At 65.1% G+C, this 20,408-nt stretch carries 19 protein-coding genes; 5 read left to right on the plus strand and 14 right to left on the minus strand.

Going from position 1 to position 20,408, the window contains the following annotated elements; translation table 11 throughout:
• Window positions 1-2,547, minus strand: a complete 2,547-nt coding sequence (gene secD, locus ACFSX5_RS18490; protein WP_386835420.1) for a protein translocase subunit SecD — start codon at window positions 2,545-2,547, stop codon at window positions 1-3.
• Window positions 2,548-2,607: 60 nt separating this feature from the next.
• Window positions 2,608-2,961 carry a preprotein translocase subunit YajC gene (gene yajC / locus ACFSX5_RS18495; RefSeq protein ID WP_386835421.1) on the minus strand — a complete coding sequence of 118 codons (354 nt, stop codon included), beginning with the start codon at window positions 2,959-2,961 and terminating at the stop codon, window positions 2,608-2,610.
• Between the two features lie 201 nt (window positions 2,962-3,162).
• Here yajC and ACFSX5_RS18500 point away from each other — a divergent pair, with 201 nt between their 5' ends.
• Window positions 3,163-4,041 carry an ATP-binding protein gene (locus tag ACFSX5_RS18500; RefSeq protein ID WP_386835422.1) on the plus strand — a complete coding sequence of 293 codons (879 nt, stop codon included), beginning with the start codon at window positions 3,163-3,165 and terminating at the stop codon, window positions 4,039-4,041.
• A gap of 77 nt (window positions 4,042-4,118) precedes the next feature.
• On the opposite strand, the gene ACFSX5_RS18505 is transcribed toward ACFSX5_RS18500, so the two are convergent.
• The 11 genes from ACFSX5_RS18505 to ACFSX5_RS18555 form a co-directional block, all read right to left on the minus strand.
• A complete protein-coding gene (locus ACFSX5_RS18505; RefSeq protein ID WP_386835423.1) occupies window positions 4,119-5,417 on the minus strand; it encodes a peptidoglycan DD-metalloendopeptidase family protein in 1,299 nt (432 codons plus the stop codon).
• Window positions 5,418-5,555: 138 nt separating this feature from the next.
• Window positions 5,556-6,317, minus strand: a complete 762-nt coding sequence (surE, locus tag ACFSX5_RS18510) for a 5'/3'-nucleotidase SurE (protein WP_386835425.1) — start codon at window positions 6,315-6,317, stop codon at window positions 5,556-5,558.
• 3 nt (window positions 6,318-6,320) lie between these two features.
• Window positions 6,321-7,649 carry a serine--tRNA ligase gene (serS, locus tag ACFSX5_RS18515; protein WP_386835426.1) on the minus strand — a complete coding sequence of 443 codons (1,329 nt, stop codon included), beginning with the start codon at window positions 7,647-7,649 and terminating at the stop codon, window positions 6,321-6,323.
• A 118-nt stretch (window positions 7,650-7,767) separates the two neighbouring features.
• Window positions 7,768-8,583: a twin-arginine translocase subunit TatC gene (gene tatC, locus ACFSX5_RS18520; protein ID WP_386835427.1), complete on the minus strand. Its 816-nt coding sequence runs from the start codon at window positions 8,581-8,583 to the stop codon at window positions 7,768-7,770.
• Window positions 8,580-9,353 (minus strand): Sec-independent protein translocase protein TatB, encoded by a 774-nt coding sequence (tatB, locus tag ACFSX5_RS18525; protein WP_386835428.1) that lies wholly within the window; start codon window positions 9,351-9,353, stop codon window positions 8,580-8,582. The genes tatC and tatB overlap by 4 nt, the downstream gene beginning before the upstream one ends.
• Before the next feature lie 46 nt (window positions 9,354-9,399).
• A complete protein-coding gene (gene tatA, locus ACFSX5_RS18530; RefSeq protein WP_386835429.1) occupies window positions 9,400-9,618 on the minus strand; it encodes a twin-arginine translocase TatA/TatE family subunit in 219 nt (72 codons plus the stop codon).
• A gap of 99 nt (window positions 9,619-9,717) precedes the next feature.
• The gene (scpB, locus tag ACFSX5_RS18535) at window positions 9,718-10,371 is read right to left on the minus strand and encodes an SMC-Scp complex subunit ScpB (RefSeq protein ID WP_386835430.1); all 654 of its coding nucleotides are present in this window, start codon (window positions 10,369-10,371) and stop codon (window positions 9,718-9,720) included.
• On the minus strand, window positions 10,368-11,150 hold the full coding sequence (locus tag ACFSX5_RS18540) for a segregation and condensation protein A (RefSeq protein ID WP_386835431.1): 783 nt from the start codon (window positions 11,148-11,150) through the stop codon (window positions 10,368-10,370). The genes scpB and ACFSX5_RS18540 overlap by 4 nt, the downstream gene beginning before the upstream one ends.
• 134 nt (window positions 11,151-11,284) lie before the next feature.
• A complete protein-coding gene (locus ACFSX5_RS18545; RefSeq protein WP_386835432.1) occupies window positions 11,285-13,327 on the minus strand; it encodes an SPOR domain-containing protein in 2,043 nt (680 codons plus the stop codon).
• Window positions 13,328-13,406: 79 nt separating this feature from the next.
• Window positions 13,407-15,152 (minus strand): arginine--tRNA ligase, encoded by a 1,746-nt coding sequence (gene argS / locus ACFSX5_RS18550; protein ID WP_386835433.1) that lies wholly within the window; start codon window positions 15,150-15,152, stop codon window positions 13,407-13,409.
• 33 nt (window positions 15,153-15,185) lie between these two features.
• The gene (locus ACFSX5_RS18555) at window positions 15,186-16,379 is read right to left on the minus strand and encodes a deoxyguanosinetriphosphate triphosphohydrolase (protein WP_386835434.1); all 1,194 of its coding nucleotides are present in this window, start codon (window positions 16,377-16,379) and stop codon (window positions 15,186-15,188) included.
• An 89-nt stretch (window positions 16,380-16,468) separates the two neighbouring features.
• On the opposite strand from ACFSX5_RS18555, the gene erpA reads away from it, so the two are divergent.
• The 4 genes from erpA to xth all read left to right on the plus strand — a co-directional run bounded on the left by erpA (window position 16,469) and on the right by xth (window position 19,064).
• Window positions 16,469-16,813 (plus strand): iron-sulfur cluster insertion protein ErpA, encoded by a 345-nt coding sequence (gene erpA, locus ACFSX5_RS18560; RefSeq protein ID WP_386835687.1) that lies wholly within the window; start codon window positions 16,469-16,471, stop codon window positions 16,811-16,813.
• A 76-nt stretch (window positions 16,814-16,889) separates the two neighbouring features.
• On the plus strand, window positions 16,890-17,105 hold the full coding sequence (locus ACFSX5_RS18565; RefSeq protein WP_386835435.1) for a hypothetical protein: 216 nt from the start codon (window positions 16,890-16,892) through the stop codon (window positions 17,103-17,105).
• A 57-nt stretch (window positions 17,106-17,162) separates the two neighbouring features.
• Entirely contained in the window at window positions 17,163-18,269 is a 1,107-nt protein-coding gene (locus ACFSX5_RS18570) for a serine hydrolase domain-containing protein (protein WP_386835436.1), read from the plus strand.
• Window positions 18,270-18,278: 9 nt separating this feature from the next.
• On the plus strand, window positions 18,279-19,064 hold the full coding sequence (gene xth, locus ACFSX5_RS18575; RefSeq protein WP_386835437.1) for an exodeoxyribonuclease III: 786 nt from the start codon (window positions 18,279-18,281) through the stop codon (window positions 19,062-19,064).
• Here the strand turns inward: xth and ACFSX5_RS18580 are convergent.
• Window positions 19,061-19,978: a tetratricopeptide repeat protein gene (locus tag ACFSX5_RS18580; protein WP_386835438.1), complete on the minus strand. Its 918-nt coding sequence runs from the start codon at window positions 19,976-19,978 to the stop codon at window positions 19,061-19,063. The two genes, xth and ACFSX5_RS18580, sit on opposite strands and share 4 nt — an antisense overlap.
• Window positions 19,979-20,408 lie beyond the last annotated feature (430 nt).

The raw sequence follows: 20,408 nt of genomic DNA on the forward strand, positions 1-20,408 counted from the left end.
CTACACCGCCGGGGTATCGACGGCCCCACCAGTCTCGGCCTTGGCGTCCTCGCGCGGCGAGCGCAGGCCGAGATTCACCAGGATCGGCGCGGCGATGAAGATCGAGGAGTAGGTGCCAACGACAACACCGAAGATCATCGGCAGCACGAAGCTCTGAATGATCTCGCCACCGAACAGCGCCAGCGCGAGCAGGGCCAACAGCGTGGTGGGACCGGTGAGCACGGTGCGCGACAGCGTCGAGTTGATCGCCTTATCCAGCAGATCGATCAGCGGCATCTTGCGGTACTTGCGGGTGAACTCGCGCACGCGGTCGTACACCACCACCGTATCGTTCAACGAATAGCCGACGATGGTCAGAATGGCGGCGATACTGGACTGGTTGAACTCGATCCCGGTCAGGGCAATGAAGCCGAGCGTCAGCACCACGTCGTGCAGGGTCGACACCACTGCACCGACCGCGAACTGCCACTCGAAGCGGAACCACAGGTAGATCAGGATGCCGAGCACGGCGACCGACAGGCCGATGGTGCTGGTCATGGCGAGTTCGCCCGAAACGGTGCCACTGACAGCTTCGACGCGGCGCACTTCGTAGTTCTCAGGCGCCAGTGTCTCCTGCACGGCATCCACGGCAGCTTGCTGCGCCTCCGGACCACCTTCCTGCAATTCGATACGGATCAGCACATCTTCCGGCGTGCCGAAGCCCTGCACCTGGACGTCGCCAAGGCCGAGTTCACTCAAGCGGGTGCGGATGAGACCCGGATCGGCCGGACCGCCCTGGTGCTGCACTTCGATCGAAGTGCCGCCCTTGAAGTCGATGCCGAGATTGAGGCCGTTCACGACGGTAAGGCCAACCGAAGCAATGGACAGAACAAGCGAGGCAATGATCGCGATCTTGCGCCAGCTCATGAACGGCAGCTTCGTTTCGTCGGGAATCAGCTTGAGCAGCTGGATCTTCAACTGCTTGGGCCGGACCCAGTCGTACCAGCGCAGTACGATCAGCTTGGTCACGAAATAGGCGGTGAACAGCGTGGTGAGAATACCGAGCGCCAGGGTAACGGCGAAGCCCTGCACCGGGCCGGAGCCCAGGTAGAACAGCACAACCGCGGCAATGAGCGTCGTAACGTTAGAGTCGAGAATCGCGCTCATGGCGTTGCTGAAGCCCGACTGGATGGCCTGGATGACCGACCGTCCGGCAGCGCGTTCCTCTCGCATGCGCTCGAAGATCAGGACGTTGGCGTCCACCGCCATACCCATGGTCAGCACGATGCCTGCAATGCCAGGCAGCGTCAGCGTCGCGCCCAGCAGGGACAGGGCGCCAACCACGAGAGTGATGTTGAGCAGCAGGGCGATGTTGGCGAACACGCCGAACAGGCCATAGGCGGCCAGCATGAAGACGATGGTGCTGATGCCGCCGATAATGCCGGCGATCACGCCGCCACGGACACTGTCGGCGCCGAGGCTGGGGCCGACGGAGCGTTCCTCGATGATGTCGAGGGTGGCCGGCAGCGCACCCGCCCGCAACAGGACGGCAAGGTCATTGGCGCTCTGGGTGGTGAAGCTGCCGCTGATCTGGCCGGTACCACCGGTGATCGGCTGCTGGATCACCGGTGCGGTGATGACCTCGTTGTCGAGCACGATGGCGAAGCGCTGGCCGACATTGGCCGAGGTGATCTGGCCGAAGGTGACGGCGCCACGGGTGTCGAAGCGGAAGCTGACCACGGGCTGAGCACGCTGCTGGTCGAATGCCGGCTGGGCATCGACCAACGACTCGCCGCCGATCGCAACGTCTTCATAGAGGAGTTCCGCGCCACCATCCTGGCTCGGCACGATCATGGTGCCGGCGGGCAGGCCCTGCGCCTCCGCCTGGGCGGCCGACATGCCGGGATAGACCATGTGGAAGGTCAGACGGGCGGTCTGGGAGATCAGCGACTTCAGGCGGTCCGAGTCGCCGAAGCCCGGCACCTGCACGAGGACGCGCGTATCGCCCTGGCGCTGAATGGTCGGCTCGGTGGTACCCAACTCGTCGATGCGACTGCGGATAACCTCCATCGACTGCGAGACCAGCGAACTCATGCGCTGGTTGATGCCGTCGGGGGTCAAGGACACGGTCAGTTTGCCGTCGGCCGTCTCGCCGAAGGCCAACTCGTTGACACCGATGCCGGCGAACAGGGCATTGCTCAGGCTGTTCTGCAGCGTCTCCAGGGCCGTACGAGCAGCATCGTTCTGCGCCGGATCGGTGAGTTCCACCGTGAGTTGTGCGTTGGCCTCGTCCGTGGCGATGATGTTGCCGATGCCGTTCTGGTTGGCGAGCACGTTGCGCACGTCGCGACGCAGGCTCTGCAGTCGCTCGGAGATGATACCTTCACGGTCCACCTCGAGCAGCAGTTGCGAGCCGCCCTGGAGGTCGAGGCCCAGCACCATGGTCTGGCTCGGCACCCAATCCGGCAGGTTCTCGGTCACGTCCTTCGGCAGGAAGTTCGGCAGCGCGAACAGGATGCCGACCAAGGCAACGATCAGGACGAAGACGGAGCGGAACGGACTGGACATTAAGGTGTACCCTGAAAGACGAACCGGAGCCCTGGGGCTCCGGCGGGATGCTTGGCCGGATCAGGCCGGCTTGTTGTCGTTGACCGGCTCGGCCTTGGTGCGCACGTCGGCGACCATGCCGCGGACCACCTTCACCTTCACGCCCTGCGAGATTTCGACTTCGAGGTCTTCACCGTCCACCGCCTTGGTGACCTTGCCGACAAGGCCGCCAGTGGTGACGACGGTGTCGCCGCGGCGGATGGCCGAGAGCATGGCCTGCTGCGCCTTGAGCCGCTTCTGCTGCGGACGGAAGATCAACAGCCAGAAGATCAGGACCAGCAGGACGATCGGCATCAGCTGGACGAGAATATCGGCGAATCCTCCACCGGCCGGAGCACCGGCAGCGGCTTGCGCGAAGGCGGGCGTAACGAACATGAGGCGAGCTCCTTATTGCTTCTTTTTGTTTGATGGGGCAGCGCCAGAACCAGCATCGTCTTCGACGCGACTGGACGCGCGAGGGGCTTGCTGCACTTGCACCCCGGACAAAATCGGGCGGACTATACATTTGCACCCTTCGTATTGCAAAGGCCTTCGCGGCTACGCAGATTGCCGCGGCACAACCCAAGGACTGCCCTGTTGAATACCGACGACCGGCTCGCCCAAATCGCAGCCACGCTTCAGGAAATCGCGACAACGTTGAAGGCCGCGACGGCCGCACCGAAAGCCTCCGTCCAGGTGCTGAGCGAGGCCGATGCCTACCACTGGGACGCCGATGCCGGAGGATTGATGCCGGTGCCGCGGGTCAGCCGCGTGCCTCTGGCCATGCTCAAGGGAATCGATCGGGTGCAGGACATCCTGCTCCGCAATACCGAGCAGTTCGCTCGCGGCCACGGCGCCAACAATGCGCTGCTGTGGGGCGCCCGCGGCATGGGCAAGAGCTCACTGGTGAAGGCCATCCATGGCGACATCACCAGCCGAAGCGACGAGGGCTTTGAGCGGCTGATCCTGATCGAGATCGCCCGTGAGGATTTGGACACCCTGCCCCGCCTGATGCGCCTGATTGGCAAGGAACCAGCGCGCTTCATCGTTTTCTGTGACGACCTCAGTTTCGACAAGGACGAGACCAGCTACAAGTCGCTGAAGACGATCCTCGACGGTGGCCTCGAAGGTCGGCCGGATAATGTGCTGTTCTACGCCACCTCCAACCGGCGGCACCTGATGCCGCGCGACATGATCGAGAACGAGCGTGCCACGGCCATCAACCCCGGCGAGGCGGTGGAAGAGAAGGTGTCCCTCTCCGACCGGTTCGGCTTGTGGCTCGGGTTCCACAACTGCGACCAGCCGACCTTCCTCAGCATGGTCAAGGCCTATGCCGATCACTACCAGCTCGGGCTGGACGAGGAGACGCTGAACGCGCGCGCCATCGAGTGGTCGCAGACCCGGGGCGCCCGATCGGGCCGAGTGGCGATCCAACTGGTGCGCACGCTGGCGGGTGAGTTGGGCAAGGCGATCTAGAAGCCGCTCCAATCCGGTATCGACGCAAAAGGCCCGGACAGTGTCCGGGCCGTTTGAAGGTGGTTCGGAGCTTCCGATCAGCTCAGCAGCGGCATCGGATCGACCGGGGTGGCACCCTTGCGCAGTTCGAAGTGCAGCTGCGACTGGGTCACCGAGCCGGTCTTGCCGGCGGCGCCGATAGTGTCGCCACGCTTGACCACGGCACCCTTGGCAACGTTCATCGACGACAGGTGGGCGTACGCGGAAACATACCCGTTCGGGTGCCGGATCAGCACCAGATTGCCGTAGCCTTCGACACCGGAGCCGACATAGATGACGGTGCCGTTCTCGGCAGCAGCCACCGGCGCACCCTCGGATGCTTCGATGTTGATGCCGGTGCCGCGGGATGCTGCGAAATCGACTAGCACCCGGCCGCTCACCGGCCAGCGGAACTTGTCGCTGCCGGACATCGCCGGTTCGGGAGCCGGGGCTGCGGGCTGCGTCCCGGCAGGAGCGGCTGCAACCTGGGTCGGCGCGGGCTGCTGTGGCGTCGTTGCTGCGGGTGTGGCCGGAGCTGGCGTCGGCGTAGCGGCAGCCTGCTGCAGAGCAGGAGCCGGCGCCGGCGCTGGCTGCGGCGCGGGAGCAGCGACGGGCGTGGTGCTGGCAACCTGCACCGGCTGGCTGGCGAGATCCGAGCGGCCCGGAATGAGGATCTTCTGGCCGACGACGATCTTGTCGGGCGAGCCGAGATTGTTGGCCTGCACGATCGCCTGCGTGGTGACGTCATAGCGACGGGCGATGGTGTAGAGCGACTCGCCACCGGCGATGGTGTGATAGTAGGCGCCGTTGGAGTTGGCAGCGGCCGGAGCAACCGTCGGCGCCGAAGCGGCGACGGTCGGAACCGACGAGTTGGTTGGCAGGGTGCCCAGCGCGGCCGGGGACGGCGCGGGCGCGGTCGAAGCAAGGGCGGTCTGGGCAGGCATGGCTGGCAAGGATCCCTGGGACGGTGAACTCAGTACAGGAAGGTCTTGGGACTGGACGGCGGGCGCAGATGCGGACGCCATCGGAGCAGGCTGGTTCCAGGCCGGCTGCTGGCTCGGCTGATTCCAGATCGGTGTGGATGGAGCTGGCTGCGAGTTCCAGTTTCCGCCACCGCCGAGCGGCGCAGGCGGCAGGAACTGCTGCTCGGCGACAAGGGTCTGCGGAGCGCCCAGACTCGCCGGCATGGGCTGATTGACGCTCTGCGGAGGCGCCTGTTGCAAGGTGCCGGTGGTGACAGGATCGCCGAAGGTGCGGCTACCAAGGCTGGAGCACCCGGAAAGCGCCACGGCGCCGACGATCAGGGTGGCCACGGCAACTGCGTTCTTCGCGGCCGGGCGGGATAAGCGCATACTCATCAGCAAACTCGTGCGCAGGTACTCAACACGAGTGTGAATCTAAGCGGGTAAGGTAAAGGCGAGTTTAAACTCGCTGCAGTTTGACGAAAAAGCGTCAGACCGGATTCCGGATTGGGTAAGGTTAAGGCGCCGACGGCCCTAGAGCGTCAGTTGCCCGACCAGCTTTTCGGCGAGCCCGTGATCGGTTTGCTGCAACAGCATCGGCGTAACCGTGATGCTGTTGCCCTGGCGCATACGCTCGAAATCAGCCTGCGGATCGAGCGGTAGCGGGGTTTCCGGGATGGCGATGAAGAACTTGCCGGGATTGTCGCTGCCGTAATAACGGAAGGGCGAGCGGGAGAATCGCTGGTGCGGCACCACGGCGATTCCAGTGACTGCGTCCGGCACGCAGAACGGCAGGTTGACGTTGTAGTAGTGCTCGCGCCCTTCGGCCGCCTCGATGATCGCCCGCACCACGGCCGGGCCATGATGGCGGGCATTGCGCCAATCGACATCGTGACCGCGCTCGTAATTGACGCCCTGGCTGACGGCGATGCCGATCGCGCCTTGCATGGCGCCTTCTCGGGCACCGGCGGCGGTGCCGGAGCAGTTGACGATATCGCCGAGATTCTGGCCGGCATTGACGCCGGACAGCACCACATCGGCCGGCTGGTCGGCCAGCAGGTAGGTCATACCGGCGACGACGCAGTCGGCCGGAGAGCCGCCGACGACCGCATAGGTGCGGTCGTCGCGCTGGTCGAAGGCGAGCTCCCGCCCGAAACTGAAGCGGTGCCCTGCCCCTGACTGATTGCCGTCCGGCGCGACGATCCAGATGTCGTCGGTCAGCGTCCGGGCGATGTCGGCCATGATGGCGATGCCGGGCGCATCCACACCATCGTCGTTGGTGATGAGGATGCGCATGGCTCAGCGACCGCCGATGCTGGTGAGGCCGCCCATATAGGGTCGCAGCACCTCGGGGACGATGATGGAGCCGTCCTCCTGCTGGTAGTTCTCCATCACCGCGATCAGGCAACGGCCGACGGCAGTGCCGGACCCGTTGAGGGTATGGACATAGCGCGGGGCCTGCTTTTCGCCGGCGGGGCGGTAGCGTGCCTCCATGCGGCGGGCCTGGAAATCGCCGCACACCGAGACCGACGAGATCTCGCGATAGGTGTCCTGTCCCGGCAGCCAGACCTCGAGATCATATGTCTTGCGGGCGCCGAACCCCATGTCGCCGGTGCACAGCTTCATGACGCGGTAGTGGAGGCCGAGTTGCTGCAGCACGGTTTCGGCACAGCCGAGCATGCGCTCGTGCTCGTCGATGGAAGTTTCCGGCGTGGTGATCGAGACCAGTTCCACCTTGTCGAACTGGTGCTGGCGCAGCATGCCGCGAGTGTCGCGGCCGGCCGAGCCGGCTTCGGAGCGGAAGCACGGGGTGAGCGCGGTGAGCCGGAGGGGCAGTTCCTCCTCGGCGACGATCGAATCGCGCACGAAATTGGTGAGCGGCACCTCGGCGGTGGGGATCAGCGCCAGCCGCGATTCGCCATGGGGCGTGAAGAACAGGTCTTCCTCGAACTTTGGCAACTGGCCGGTGCCGTAGAGCGCTTCGTCGCGCACCAGAAGCGGCGGCTGCACTTCGGTGTAACCGTGTTGGGTGGTGTGGAGGTCGAGCATGAACTGGCCGAGGGCCCGCTCGAGCCGCGCCAGGTGGCTCTTCAGCACCACGAAGCGGCTGCCGGAGAGTTTCGCCGCGACCTCGAAATCCATCTGCCCGAGCGCTTCGCCGAGCTCGTAATGCTGCTTGGGGGCGAAGGTCAGCGCCGGCTTGGCCGGACGGACGCGGGCAGCGGTCTCGGGGGTACCGTTGGCGCCGAAATACTCGACATTGTCGTTCTCGTCGGCGCCGGTGGGCACGTCCTCGAGCGGCAGGTTCGGGATGGTCTCGAGCGCCTGGCGGAGTTCGGCTTCGACGGCGCGCTCCTCGGCCTCGTCGGCGGGAATCGTCTCCTTGAGCCGGGCGACCTCGGCCATCAGCTCCTGGGCGCGCGCTTCGTCCTTCTGCGCCTTGGCCTGGCCGATCTGCTTGGAGAGGGCGTTGCGCTTCTCCTGCGCCTCGTTGAGGCGGGTGATGACGGCGCGGCGCCGTTCGTCGATCGCGATCAGATCGGAGGCGCGCACGGAAACGTTCTTGCGCCGCGAAACGGCAGCGTCGAAGGCTTCGGCGTTGGCTCTGATCCACTTGATATCGAACATGGCGTGCGCGGGCCCCTGCCCGCCTCCGGTTTGGCTACAGGCTTATGGTCTTGTGCCCAGGGCGTGCCTGCTTGCGCCGCGGGCAACAGAAGCTGCGCCCGCAGAATAGCGGCGCAGCCTATTCGGACGATGAGCCGGAGAGCTCGGCTTCCTGTGCGGCGAGCGCCGCGGCCCGGCGCTTCTCGATGAACCGCACCGACAGAATGGAGAGTTCGTAGAGGGCGTACATGGGCAAGGCAAGACCGATCTGGGAAATCGGGTCGGGCGGCGTGATGAAGGCCGCGAATGCCAGAATGCCGACGATGGCGTAACGGCGGCCCTTCTTGAGCAGTTCGACGTTCACGAGGTCGATCTGCGCCAGGAGCGTCAGCACGATCGGCAACTGGAAGCAGACGCCGAACGCGATGATGAGCACCATGGCAAAGCCGAGATACTCCTTCGCGCTCACCAGCATGACGATGTCGTCGGTCTGCATGCCGGCAAAGAAATGCAGCGCCATCGGCAGGATGATGAAGTACACCATGGCCGTGCCGAGCAGGAAGAAGACCGGGGTCGCCACGAGGTAGGGAATGAAGGCCTTGCGCTCGTGCTTGTAGAGGCCCGGAGCCACGAACATGTAAATCTGGCTCGCGATCACCGGGAAGCCGAGGAAAATGGCGCCGAAGAATGCGACGTTCAGATAGGTGAAGAACAGTTCCTGCGGCGCCGTGAAGATCAGCTCTGCATCCGGCACGGCGTCGCGATAGGGCTGCAGCAGCCAGTCGTAGATCGTCGACGCAAAGATGAAGCAGAGGGCCATCAGCGCAACCACGGCGACGACCGAATAGATCAGCCGCTTGCGCAACTCGATCAGGTGCTCGATCAGCGGCGCCTCGCTGCCGGCGAGTTCGTCCTGTGTCGGCTTGCTATCCTCGACGGGCTTGGTTTCGCTCATTCGGCGGACCCGTCAGTGGTTTTGACTGCGCGGCGGCGCTTGGGCGCTGCTGGCTCGGACTGTGCAGGAGCCGTTTCCGCGCCCGCGGCAGGTTTGCGGGTGGCCCGTTTGCTCGCAACGGGCTCGGTCGCGCCAGCATCGATATTCGAAGGCGCAGTCTTCCGGGCAGCACGCTTGCGCGGCGCTGCAGCAGGCTCGGACTGCGCCGGCGGCGCCGCCTCGCTCGCCTGAGCAGTCTCGACCGGCGGCAAGTCCGTGGCTACGACGGGTCTGGTCGGCGCCGCCTTGGCCCTGACCGGTGCTTTACGCTTCGGCGCCGGCTTGGCCTCGGCGACCGAAGCATCGGCTGGTTCGGACGTCTTGGGAGCGCTGGATGGCTTGAACCCGTACTCGGCAGCCTTCTCGTCCGCAGTCTTGGCCACAGGCATGTTGGCCCGCGCCTTGATCTCATCGACGACGCTCTCGACGTTGGGATCCGTCGGCTTGATGGCGCCGCTGGGCTTTGGGCCGGTCGGCGTCATCGTGTTGAACTCGCGCCGAATCTCTTCGGTGGTCTTCTTCAACGGTGCCGAGATGGAATTGCGCAGGTTCCGCACCTCGTCGAGGCCAGTGGAACGATTGATCTCGCGCTGGAACTCCGTGCCCATGCGTCGAATCTGCCCGGCAACCTTGCCGATGCGGTTCATCACGACGGGCAGGTCCTTCGGCCCGATGACGACCAGCGCCACGATGCCGATCACCAGCATCTCCGTCCAGCCCAAGCCGAGCATGCTACGATTCCCTCAATCCGTTGCGCCGGCCGGCGGAGAACGCCTCTCAGGCGTCCTTCTTCTCGGCTTCGGTAGCAGCGGGAGTGGCCGTGTCGGCGGTGGTGGTCACGCGCTCGACGGGCTTGTCCTCGTCCTTCATGCCCTTCTGGAAGGCTTTGATGCCCTGGGCGACTTCACCCATCATGCCGGAAATCTTGCCGCGACCAAACAGCAGGATGACGACGACGGCGACAACGAGAATGCCCCAAATACCTGGCGCGTGCATGATGGTCTCCCCTACGAATACGAACGCGTTACACGCGATAGATGGGTCAGAAATAGGTTCAAACGCTGAGGAACACAAGGACGTGTTCCTGTCCCCCGGTCACGTTTCCTCGGGTTCGTCTTGCCCGCTGTCATCAGGATCAAGCGGATCTTCGTCGTCTCGCAGAGTGCCATCGAAAGGTAGCGGTATCTGCATGTCGGCAGGCAGTCGCCCGGAGAGCAGGCCGGCTCCCTTCAGTTCCTCGAGGCCAGGCAGGTCGGCCAGGGTTTCGAGCCCGAAGTGGTCGAGAAAGGCCTCGGTCGTGCCATAGGTGACCGGCCGGCCCGGGCTGCGCCGCCGCCCACGCATGCGGACCCAGCCAGCCTCCATCAGCAGATCCAGCGTACCCTTGCCGGTGGCAACACCGCGCACCTCCTCGATTTCGGCGCGCGTTGCCGGCTGGTGATAGGCGATGATCGCCAGGGTTTCGAGCGCCGCCCGCGACAGCGGCCGCGTCTCTTCTTCTTCCCGTCGCAGGATGTAGCTGAGGTCCTCGGCTGTACGGAATGCCCATTTGTCGCCGCGGCGCACGAGGTTCACGCCGCGATCGGCATAGCGCCGCTGCAGAACCTCAATGAGCTTGCCGACGTCGGCTCCCTCACCAAGATAGGGCGTCAGACTGGCCGGGCTGAGCGGCTCGCTGGCGGCGAAGAACAGCGCTTCGAGGACACGAAGTTGGCGCTCCAGAACCTCCGAGCCTTCAGCCTCGCTCACCGATGCTTGCCCCGACGCCGCACCAGCAACGGACCAAAGGTCTCCGTCTGCCGGATATCGATCTCCCCCTGCCGCACGAGCTCCAGGCTGGAGGCGAAGGTAGAGGCACGGATGGTCGCCCGCTCCTCGGGCTTGCCGAGATATTCTGCCAGGTAGTTGTCCATGGCGACCCATTCCATGCTGTCACCGATCAGCCGCTGAAGAATTTCTCTCGCCTCCTGAAGGGACCACACGGTTCGCTGCCGCGGCACATACTCCAGTCGAACCTTGCGTTCGCGCTGCGAAGCGTAGGCCTTGAGCAGATCATAGAGCGATGCTTCCCACAGGCTCCGGCGCTGCACCACCAGCGGCTCCGGCGATCCTCGCGGATGCACCTGCTGTCCCAATCGCGGCCGCTCCAGCAACTGGCCGCCAACACGGCGCATTGCCTCGAGCCGCTTGAGCCGAAACTGCAGCATGGCCGCCAGGATTTCGCCCGACGGCTCCTCGTCGCTGGGTGCCTGCGGCACCATCAACCGACTCTTGAGATATGCGAGCCAGGCAGCCATCACGAGGTAATCTGCCGCCACTTCGATGCGCCGGTCCCGGAGCGTCGCGATGAAGGCGAGATACTGTTCGGCGAGCGCCAACACGGAAATAGCGGCGAGATCCACCTTTTGCCGCCGCGCCAAATCCAGCAGCAGGTCGAGCGGACCCTCATACCCGCCGACATCGACGTGCATGACCTCCTCTGTCGGCGCCGGTGGCGGCTCGAGCCAGTCAGTCGGTGCGGTCGTCATCGTGTTTGAGCCGCTCTCGGGAACATGCTCAATCCATGGCGGCTGCCAGCGACAGCGTCAAGCCGGGCCCGAAAAGCAAAGGCGCCGCTCAGAGCGAGCAGCGCCTTTCAAGTGATCACAGCTTCCGTCGGCCACTACATGGTGAAGCAGTCGCCGCCTGCCGCCTTGATGTTGTTGCACACGGTGTTGGCATCCGACAGCGAAGCCGCCGGCGCGCGCACGCGATAAAAAATCCCGCGCTCGCCGAGATCGACGCGCTGAACCTCCAGGTTCCCGCCACCGAACAGCGGACCGAAGCGGTTGACGATCTCCTGAGCGCTGGCGCGCGCAGCCTCTTCCGTCCGCTGCGAAGAGAGCTGGATATAGGCCGGCGCCTCTCCTGCCGATGCGGCCGGAGCCGGTGCTGGCGCGGCAGCAGGTGGCGGCGGGAGCGATGCCTGCTGGGTCGCCTGCGGAGCAACCAAGGCATTGGCAGTGCTGGGCGCCGGCGGAAGTGCCGCCTGCGCCGCAGCAGCAAGAACCGCGGTCGAGAACTGCGGCTTCACCATCGGCACCGGGGCGGTCTTGCCGGGGATCGGGTTGCCTGCAACGTCCACGGCGGCAACATAGGTGCCCGGCTCGACTGGCGGAACTTCGGGCGCAGGTGCAGTCTCGGCAATGGCAGCTTCCGCCTCAGCGGGAAGCGCACGCGTTTCGGCAGCGCCTTCCGGCGCCGCGGTTTCCGAAGCAGCGCCGACACTGGCCAGAAGCGGGCTCGCATCCGTGGCGCCCGGCACCTCCGGAACGTCGGGGCGGGCCACCGGCAGGATCGCGCCGCCGGCAAGGCTGTCCTCACCACTGACGATCGTGCCGTCCGGACGAACGGTGACCGTGCGCACCTTACGGTTCGCGGACGAGTCCACGGCGCCGGGGGGAGTGGTCGCCGCCGCAAGCTCGGTCACGTCAGCCTGGTCTCGTGAGACCAACTGCTCTTGCTCGGGCGAGCCACCGGCGATCTCGTTGAACACCACGGATTGCGGGGGAGCGCTCGTCTCGGCCGAAACCTCCGGCACTTCCTTGACCGGCTCGGCGCTCGCGGTAAGCAGAGGCGCTGGGCCTTCCGTTGTGCCAAGGCCGAGCACCCAATAGAGCCCAAACCCGGCCGCCAACAGCAGAGTAACCGCAACGGCGGGACCCGCGACCGCGCGGGAGAAGACCAGGCGCGGGCGACGGCGCTCGGGTCGTTGTAGAACTGGTTCCTCGACCTCCGGCTCGTCGACCCACTCCAACTGCGCCCCAGTGGCATGGGCAGCGGCCATGATCGTCTCATCGGCAGCCGACAGGTTGCCCCGCGCAGCCGGCTGCGGCGGTGGCTTGAGGGTGGGCGTAGCAAGACTGCGCAAGGTCGGGCTGGCAGCAGGACGCGCCTCCGGCTCCGGCGCCGGAGCAGGAACGAAATCGACCACCGGCTCGACCGGCTGCTCTTGCTGCTTTTCCGGCTGCTCAAGGCCGACCTGCACAGCGCGACCGATCAGGCTCTCGATCTCATCAATCGGGTCCATGGCCGGGCGCGTGTGGCTAGCGACAGACCGCTCGTCACGCTGTGGGCGGCTGACATCGGGAACAGGCGTCGCTTGCGGCTTTGGCGCCCCACCGAGACCAAAGACCGGTGGAATACGGAACTGATCCTGCACCGGATCGGCCGGACGCACAGGTGCTGGCTCCGCCGCAACAGCCGCCACAGGCTCAGGGGCAACAGTTTCCTGGACTGCGGGCTGTTCCGGCTCGGGGTGAGCGTTGGCAAACTCGGCTTCGATCAGTTGTGCGATGGCATCTTCAGTGGCGGGCACGGCCGGGGCCGGGGACGCTTCGGCAACTTCAGCCTTCGGCTGCGGATCGGTATTGAAGCTGAAGGGCGTGGCAGCAGCGGGGCCGCTCGCCGGCGTCCCCTGCTCAACCGCAGGGGCCGGCTGAGCCACCCGGTCAGGGTTGGCTGCGCTGAAATCGAAACGGGGTGCCGGGATGCTGTTGCTGGGAGCGGGAGGAGGAGCAGCCGGCTCGCCTGGAATGCGCAAGGAAAAAGCCGGACGCTCGGGCGGCTTTTCCGTCCCGGCATCCTGCGCCATCAGCCGCGCCAATTCGGCGATGAGATCATCGGCGGCGTTGGACTGGTCGGTTTGCTGGGGCTTGGCTGTCATCAAGCAGCGCTTTCTCGTTCCTGCCTGGGCGCCTCGCAGGGGCGCAACTTGGCGGAGTCAACACGAATTTGCGCCGGAATTATGAAAGTTCCTCCGGGGCCGCAACACCCAGGATACCAAGCGCATTCACGATCACCTGACGCACCGCATCCACGAGTGCGAGTCGGGCAAGAGTCAGATTCGGCTCTGCACCATTAACAAAGCGTAACTGCGGGTCGTCCTTGCCCTTGGCCCAGAAGCCATGGAACGCCGCTGCAAGATCATGGGCATAGAAGGCGATGCGGTGTGGCTCATGGGCTGCTGCGGCCGCCGCAACCGTGCGCGGCCATTGCGCCAGCACGCGCACTAGGTCCAGTTCCGCCGTCGACTGCAGCAGCGACACATCGGCCGCAGCCAACGCTGCCGGCGACACGTCGAGCTCAGGCAGGTCCCGCTGCGCAGTCTTGAACACCGAGTAGGTGCGGGCATGGGCATACTGGACGTAAAAGACCGGATTGTCCTTGGTCTGTTCCTTGACAAGCGCGAAGTCGAAATCCATCGCCGCATCATTGCGCCGGAACAGCAGCATGAAACGGGTGGCGTCGGGCCCGACCTCCTCCACCACGTCGGCGAGGGTCACTAGGTCGCCGGAGCGCTTGCTCATCTTGAACGGCTCGCCGTTCTTGAGCAGCCGCACGAGCTGGCACACCTTCACGTCGACATCGGCGGCGCCCATGGACACGGCCTTCACCGCGGCCTGCAGGCGCTTGATGTAGCCGGAGTGATCGGCGCCGAACACATTCACCATTTGGGTGAAGCCGCGCAGGAACTTGTTGCGGTGATAGGCGATATCGGCCGCGAAATAGGTGTAGGAGCCATCGGACTTCACCAGCGGCCGATCGACGTCGTCGCCATAGTCGGTGGCGCGGAACAAGGTCTGCTCGCGGTCTTCCCAATCCTCCGGGGTCTTGCCCTTGGGTGGCTCGAGGCGGCCTTCGTAGACCATCCCCTCTTCGCGCAGCCAGGCAAGGGTGAGGTCGATATCGCCCCCCTGCCCGTGCAGCGTACGCTCGGAAAAGAACACATCGTGGTGGATGTTGAGCTTGGCGAGGTCGGCCCGGATCAGGTCCAGCATGGCGGCAAGCACCCGGTCCTTGACCAGGGGTAACGCTTCGGCCTCGGGCATGCCCAGCAGGCTGTCGCCGAATTCGGTCTTCAGCGCCTGCCCCACGGGCACAAGGTAGTCGCCGGGATAGAGGCCGGGCGGGATGCTGATGGTTTCACCCAGCGCCTCGCGGTAGCGCAGCAGTGCCGACTGGGCCAGTGTGTCCACCTGGCCGCCGGCGTCGTTGATGTAGTACTCGCGGGTGACGTCGTAGCCGGAATAGGCCATGAGCGCCGCCAACGCATCGCCGAACACGGCGCCGCGGGTATGGCCCACATGCATCGGCCCCGTCGGGTTGGCGGAGACATATTCGACATTGACCCGCGTGCCGCCACCCATGGTTGAGCGGCCATAGTCCGGACCGAGTTGGGCGATCGAGTGCAGCACCCGGTGCCACACGGCAGGAGCCAGCCGGAAGTTGAGGAACCCCGGACCGGCGACCTCGACCGCGTCCACATCAGCATCGTCACGGAAGCGCTCCGCCAGCGCCGTCGCCACTTCGCGCGGGTTGCGCCCGAGCGGCTTGGCGACGACCATGGCGGCATTGGTGGACAGATCGCCATGGGCGGGATCGCGCGGAGGCTCGACCACGATGCGGGCAATCAGATCGGCGCCGGCGTCGGGGAAGAGCTGCTGCATTGCCTCGGCAATGCGCGCGGAGAACAGGGCGAAGACGTCCATGACAAAACCTTGGGGCGGGGAAGCGCGCCGGGGTTAAAGCAATTCCGGACGAGCGTCAAACAGCCGCCCGTACTCGTTGAGAGCGTAGGGGTCGGTCATTCCGGCAAGGAAGTCCCGCACAACCGCAGCGGCCGCGAAATCGTCGCCAGCGGCCCTGGCGGCGGCGCCCCACACGCCCGGCAGGTTGCGGGTGGCCATGTAGCGGGCGAACAACTCCTCCACCACCTGCTCGCTGCGCCGTACCGGTGCCATGACGGACTCGTGGCGATAGACCTTGTCGAACAGGAAGGTCTTGAGCCCCTGCTCCGCCTCGGCCGTGGCCGGGGAGAACCGGATCAGCGTGGTTCCCGCGCGGCGGACGTCCTCGGCAGACTGCACGTTTGCTGTGGCGATCGCAGCCGTGCTCTCGGCGATCACGTCCTCGATGGCGCGGGTGATCAGCCGGCGCTGCACCTCGTGCGCCTGGCGCTTGGCGTCGATGGCGGGATAGAGCTCGAGCACCTCCCGGACGATCGGCCCGGCCATGGGCACATCCACCAGATCTTCGAGCACCAGCAAACGCGCTCGGAACGCATCATCGATGTCGTGGGCGTTGTAGGCGATATCATCGGCGATGGCGGCGGCCTGCGCCTCGAGTGAGGCATGACTGTCGAGGCGCAGGTCAGCCGGCGTGGGGATTTCCTCGATGCCGCGGGGAAGTCCGTACTCCGCATAACGCCCCACCGGCTTGCCGGCCGGACCGAGCAGCGGCCCGTTGTGCTTCAGGATTCCTTCAAGGGTCTCCCAAGTGAGGTTCAGGCCGTCATGTTCGGCGTAGCGGCTTTCGAGCAGAGTGACGACGCGCAGCGCCTGCAGGTTGTGGTCGAAGCCGCCATAGGGCGACATCGCCCGATCGAGCGCGCGCTCGCCGGCATGGCCGAAGGGTGTATGCCCGAGATCGTGCGCCAGGGCAACGGCCTCCGCCAGATCTTCGTCCAGCATCAGGGCTCGGGCGATCGAGCGCGCCATCTGGCTGACTTCCAGCGTATGGGTCAGCCGATTGCGGAAATGCCGGCCCTCGTGCTGCAAGAACACCTGGGTCTTGTTCTGCAGCCGGCGGAACGCCGTCGAGTGGATGATGCGATCGCGATCCCGCTGGAACTCGGAGCGGGTCGGGCTGGGCCCTGTGCCATGCAGGCGCCCCAAGGAATGTTCCGGCTTGCTGGCGTATGGCGCGGTATCGATCATGTGCGCGGCGCTACCCTTTTCAACCGCGGGCGAAGTGCCTATCTTCAGCCCACTGTTATGACATTACGGTGTGAAGTCCGATGAGCGATATGGCCACCCTCGCCCCTCCGCAGGTTGTGCTCACTGACCGCGCCGCCAAGCGCGTCGCCCGCATCCTGTCCAAGGAGCCGGAAGGCACGGTGTTGCGCATCTCGGTAGCCGGCGGCGGCTGCTCCGGCTTCCAGTACGAGTACAACCTCGTGCAGGAGACTCCTACGGACGATGACGTGGTCTTGTCCAAGAACGGCGCCACTGTCCTCATCGATTCCCTGAGCCTTGAATTCATGGGTGGCGCAGAGATCGACTATGTGGACGACCTGATCGGGCAGTCCTTCCAGATTCGCAATCCCAATGCCGTGGCTTCCTGCGGCTGCGGCACGAGTTTCGCGGTCTAGCGCCCCCTTCCCTGACCCGTTGTTAGGTCTGGAACCCTTCGCCCGTCCTGCTGGTTGCCGCCAAAAGGAGGAGAAGATGGCCACAGTCGTTCGCCTCACCGAGGCCCAGATCACCCATCTTTTCGACGAGATGCAGGCGATCGAGGGTGAACTCAAGGCCCTTCACGACGAACTGGCAGAGCTCGATCTGCCAAGCGACACGCTCCGCCGCTTCCGCCGAATACACGACCGCTACAGCGAAGCTGCGAACTTCCTGCAACGGCAGCGGGAGCTCGGCGCAGACGGCGCCTGAGCAGCAGACGCGCTCTACCGAATCCGGCATGGTGCGCCCCAACTCCAGGAGGGCACCATGGGCAACAAGCTCGACTCGGCCATCGATGCTGCAATCGCCGGCGGGCGCATCGTCGGTGCCGAGGTGATCGTCGCACGGCATGGGGAGATCGTGTACCGGCGCGCCGCCGGCCACTCCGACCGCGAGGCGGGCGTGCCTATGCCGGAGAACGCGATCTATCGCCTGGCCTCGGTCACCAAGCCCCTCATCGCTGCAACTGCTCTTGCGATGGTGGACAAGGGCCTGCTGCGGCTGGACGACCCCGTCACGGACCACCTGCCCTACTTCCGGCCCAAGCTCGCCGACGGAACGATCCCTGTGGTGACGATCCACCATCTGCTCACGCACACATCCGGCCTCGGCTACAGCTATCCCGCCCACATCAACACCGGCCTCGGCCCCACACGCGGCCAGACCCTGGACGAGAACACCGCCCTGATTGGCGAGCAGCCGCTGAGCTTCGCTTCCGGTACCGGCTGGCAGTACTCGGTCGCGACCGACGTTCTCGGTGCCGTACTCGCCAGGGTGCACGGGGGAACACTAGGCGACGCCGTAGCCGCCCACGTCACCGGTCCGCTAGGGATGAAGGAGACGGGGTACTTCGTGGCCGATCCGCAGCGCTTGGCGAAGGCCTATGCGGATGGCGATACAGAGCCGGTGCCCATGGAAGACCCGCACGTGTTGCACAATCATCTGGGTGGCCCAACCACCTTCTCGCCGTCTCGCATCTTCGACGCGAATGCCTTTCATTCAGGTGGTGCTGGCATGGCTGGCACGCCCGGCGACATTTTCCGCTTCCTCGAGGCTCTCCGCCGGGGCGGCGCACCGATCCTGCGGCCCGAAACTGTTGACTTGGCGTTTTCGAACCGTATCGGCGACCTGCCGCGTGACGACGCCGGGCAGCGCTTCGGCTACTTCGGCGCCATAGTCGACGACCCGCAGGCGGCGCAAACGCCGGAGGCACCAGGAACAGTCAATTGGGGCGGAGTCTATGGCCATTCCTGGCTTGTAGACCCGGTCAACGGCGTTACCATGCTCTCCATGAGCAACACGGCCTTCGAAGGCTGCCTCGGCGCCTTCCCGAGACAAGTCCGCAACGCGGCCTATGCCGAATACGTGTTCTAGGAGAGGACCATGGGCCTACGCATCGCCACCTGGAACATTAATGGCGTCAAGGCGCGGCTGGAATCACTGCTGCGCTGGCTATCCGAGGAGAAGCCGGACATCGTGGTGCTCCAGGAGATCAAGACGGTCGACGAGGGTTTCCCGCGCCTCGAGATCGAAGCTCTCGGCTACAATGTCGAGACGCACGGGCAAAAGAGCTGGAACGGCGTAGCCATCTTGTCGCTGCTGCCATTCGACGAGGTCTGCCGCGGGCTGCCGGGTGATGATAGCGACGAGCAGGCAAGGCTGATCGAGGGGGTGTTCTCGGTTGAGGCCGGCGCCATCCGTGTCTGCAACATCTACCTGCCCAACGGCAATCCTGTGGACACGGAGAAATTCCCCTACAAGCTGAGCTGGATGCGCCGCCTGGAATCCTATGTGGAGCAGCGATTGCGGCTGGAAGAACCGTTCGTGCTGGTGGGTGACTTCAACCTGATCCCCGAACCCATCGACGCCCACAATCCGGAAGGCTGGTGGGGCGACGCCCTTTATCGCCCCGAGAGCCTCGAGCGGTTCCGCACCCTCAAGAACCTCGGGCTGACCGATGCCCTCCGCTCGGTGACAGACGAGCCCACCTATACCTTCTGGGACTTCCAGGCCGGCGCCTGGCGCCGCAATGCCGGCATCCGGATCGACCACCTGCTGTTGTCGCCGCAGGCCGCCGACCGGCTCGAGAATGTGGTGGTGCACAAGGACGTGCGAGGCTGGGACAAGCCCAGCGACCACGTGCCGGTGGAGGGTGAGTTTACCTTCTAGAACCCGGCAAACTGCGGCGCGATGCTGCTCGCCAATGCCAGGGCCTCGGTCCGGTGCTCGGGAGCGGCAACCGATTGCGCCCGCGCCAGCAGTTCGTCAATCCAGGCCGCGTCGAGGCTGCCACCGCAGCGGATATGGGCGACGTTGAGCCACATCAGCCCTTCCAGCGGCCGAGCCTCATAGTCGGCAAGGCCGTTGAACAGCAGATCGCCCAGACGCGCCTGCGCCAGGCAATGCCCCTTGCCCGCCGCCTCGCGCAACCACCGCGCGCTCATCACCGCGCTCACACCGGGGCCGTCTTCCTGCTGGAACAGAATGCCGAGCTGGTACTGGGCATCGGCATCCCCGAAGTAGGACGCCGCATGCTGGAGCACGCGATAATATTCCTCGCGGTCCTGCGAGACGCCAGCATCCGGCACACCCTCGCGATAGTAGTCGCCGAGCTTCACGAAGGAGCGGGCCACGATATCGGCCTCAACCCCGCGCGGAGCGGCATCGGCGTACTGGTTGGCGATCTGGGCGAAATACCCGAAGGCCTTGACCGGGTCCTTGGCCACGCCCTGGCCATTCTCGTACATGGTGCCGAGCTGCCACATCGCCATCGGTTGGCCGGCCGCCGCCGCATCTTCGAGCGCCGCGACATAGGCGTCGCTCGAGACGCCGCCGCCAGCACCGTCCAGCATGTTTGCCATATTGAGGGCTGCGTCCATGGCCGTTTCGGCGGGCACCGGCTGCATCAGCGTCGCATCGCTCGGCAGAGCGCCGGGCGGCAACCCGACCTCGGGCAATCCCTCAGCCGGAATGGTCTCGGGATACACGATGACGCTGTCCTGAGCCAAAGCGCCGCCCGCCGGAACGGCGAACAGTCCAATAACCAGTACGGAAAGCAGGGATGTACCCCTAACGGTCCGCATGCCACTCCTTCAGCCTGTCCTGCGACAGACACGTTGAACACCCGCTTGGCGGGCTATGTGTCGGCGCGCCATCAAGCGGCAGCACCGACCCTTGTTTCTTTGGCAAACTCCCGTCTCGGGGACCTGCCGTTAAGGTTTCGGTAAACCCCGTTTGTGACCGCATTTGGAGCGGGCGCCCGGCGCATGCACCGAGTTCAACCGGAGTTTCCCAGCGCATGACTTCCATGCGCTGGTCGATTGTCAGCATCGGGAGGCGACGAGCGAAGGCAGTGCCTTTTGCAGGCACGCTGCACAGCCATCCGCCCCCAGATGTCCAGCCATCGTCTAGAGGCAGATTGTGGCGACAAACATCGCCAAATGGTTGCTGCAAGTAGGCTCTTGCTGGAATCCGGATCGTTGTTGCCGAATCAGCACAAAGAAGAGGCGGGGC

The organism is Devosia albogilva, from assembly GCF_042685625.1.
In the GTDB taxonomy this organism is placed as follows: domain Bacteria; phylum Pseudomonadota; class Alphaproteobacteria; order Rhizobiales; family Devosiaceae; genus Devosia; species Devosia albogilva.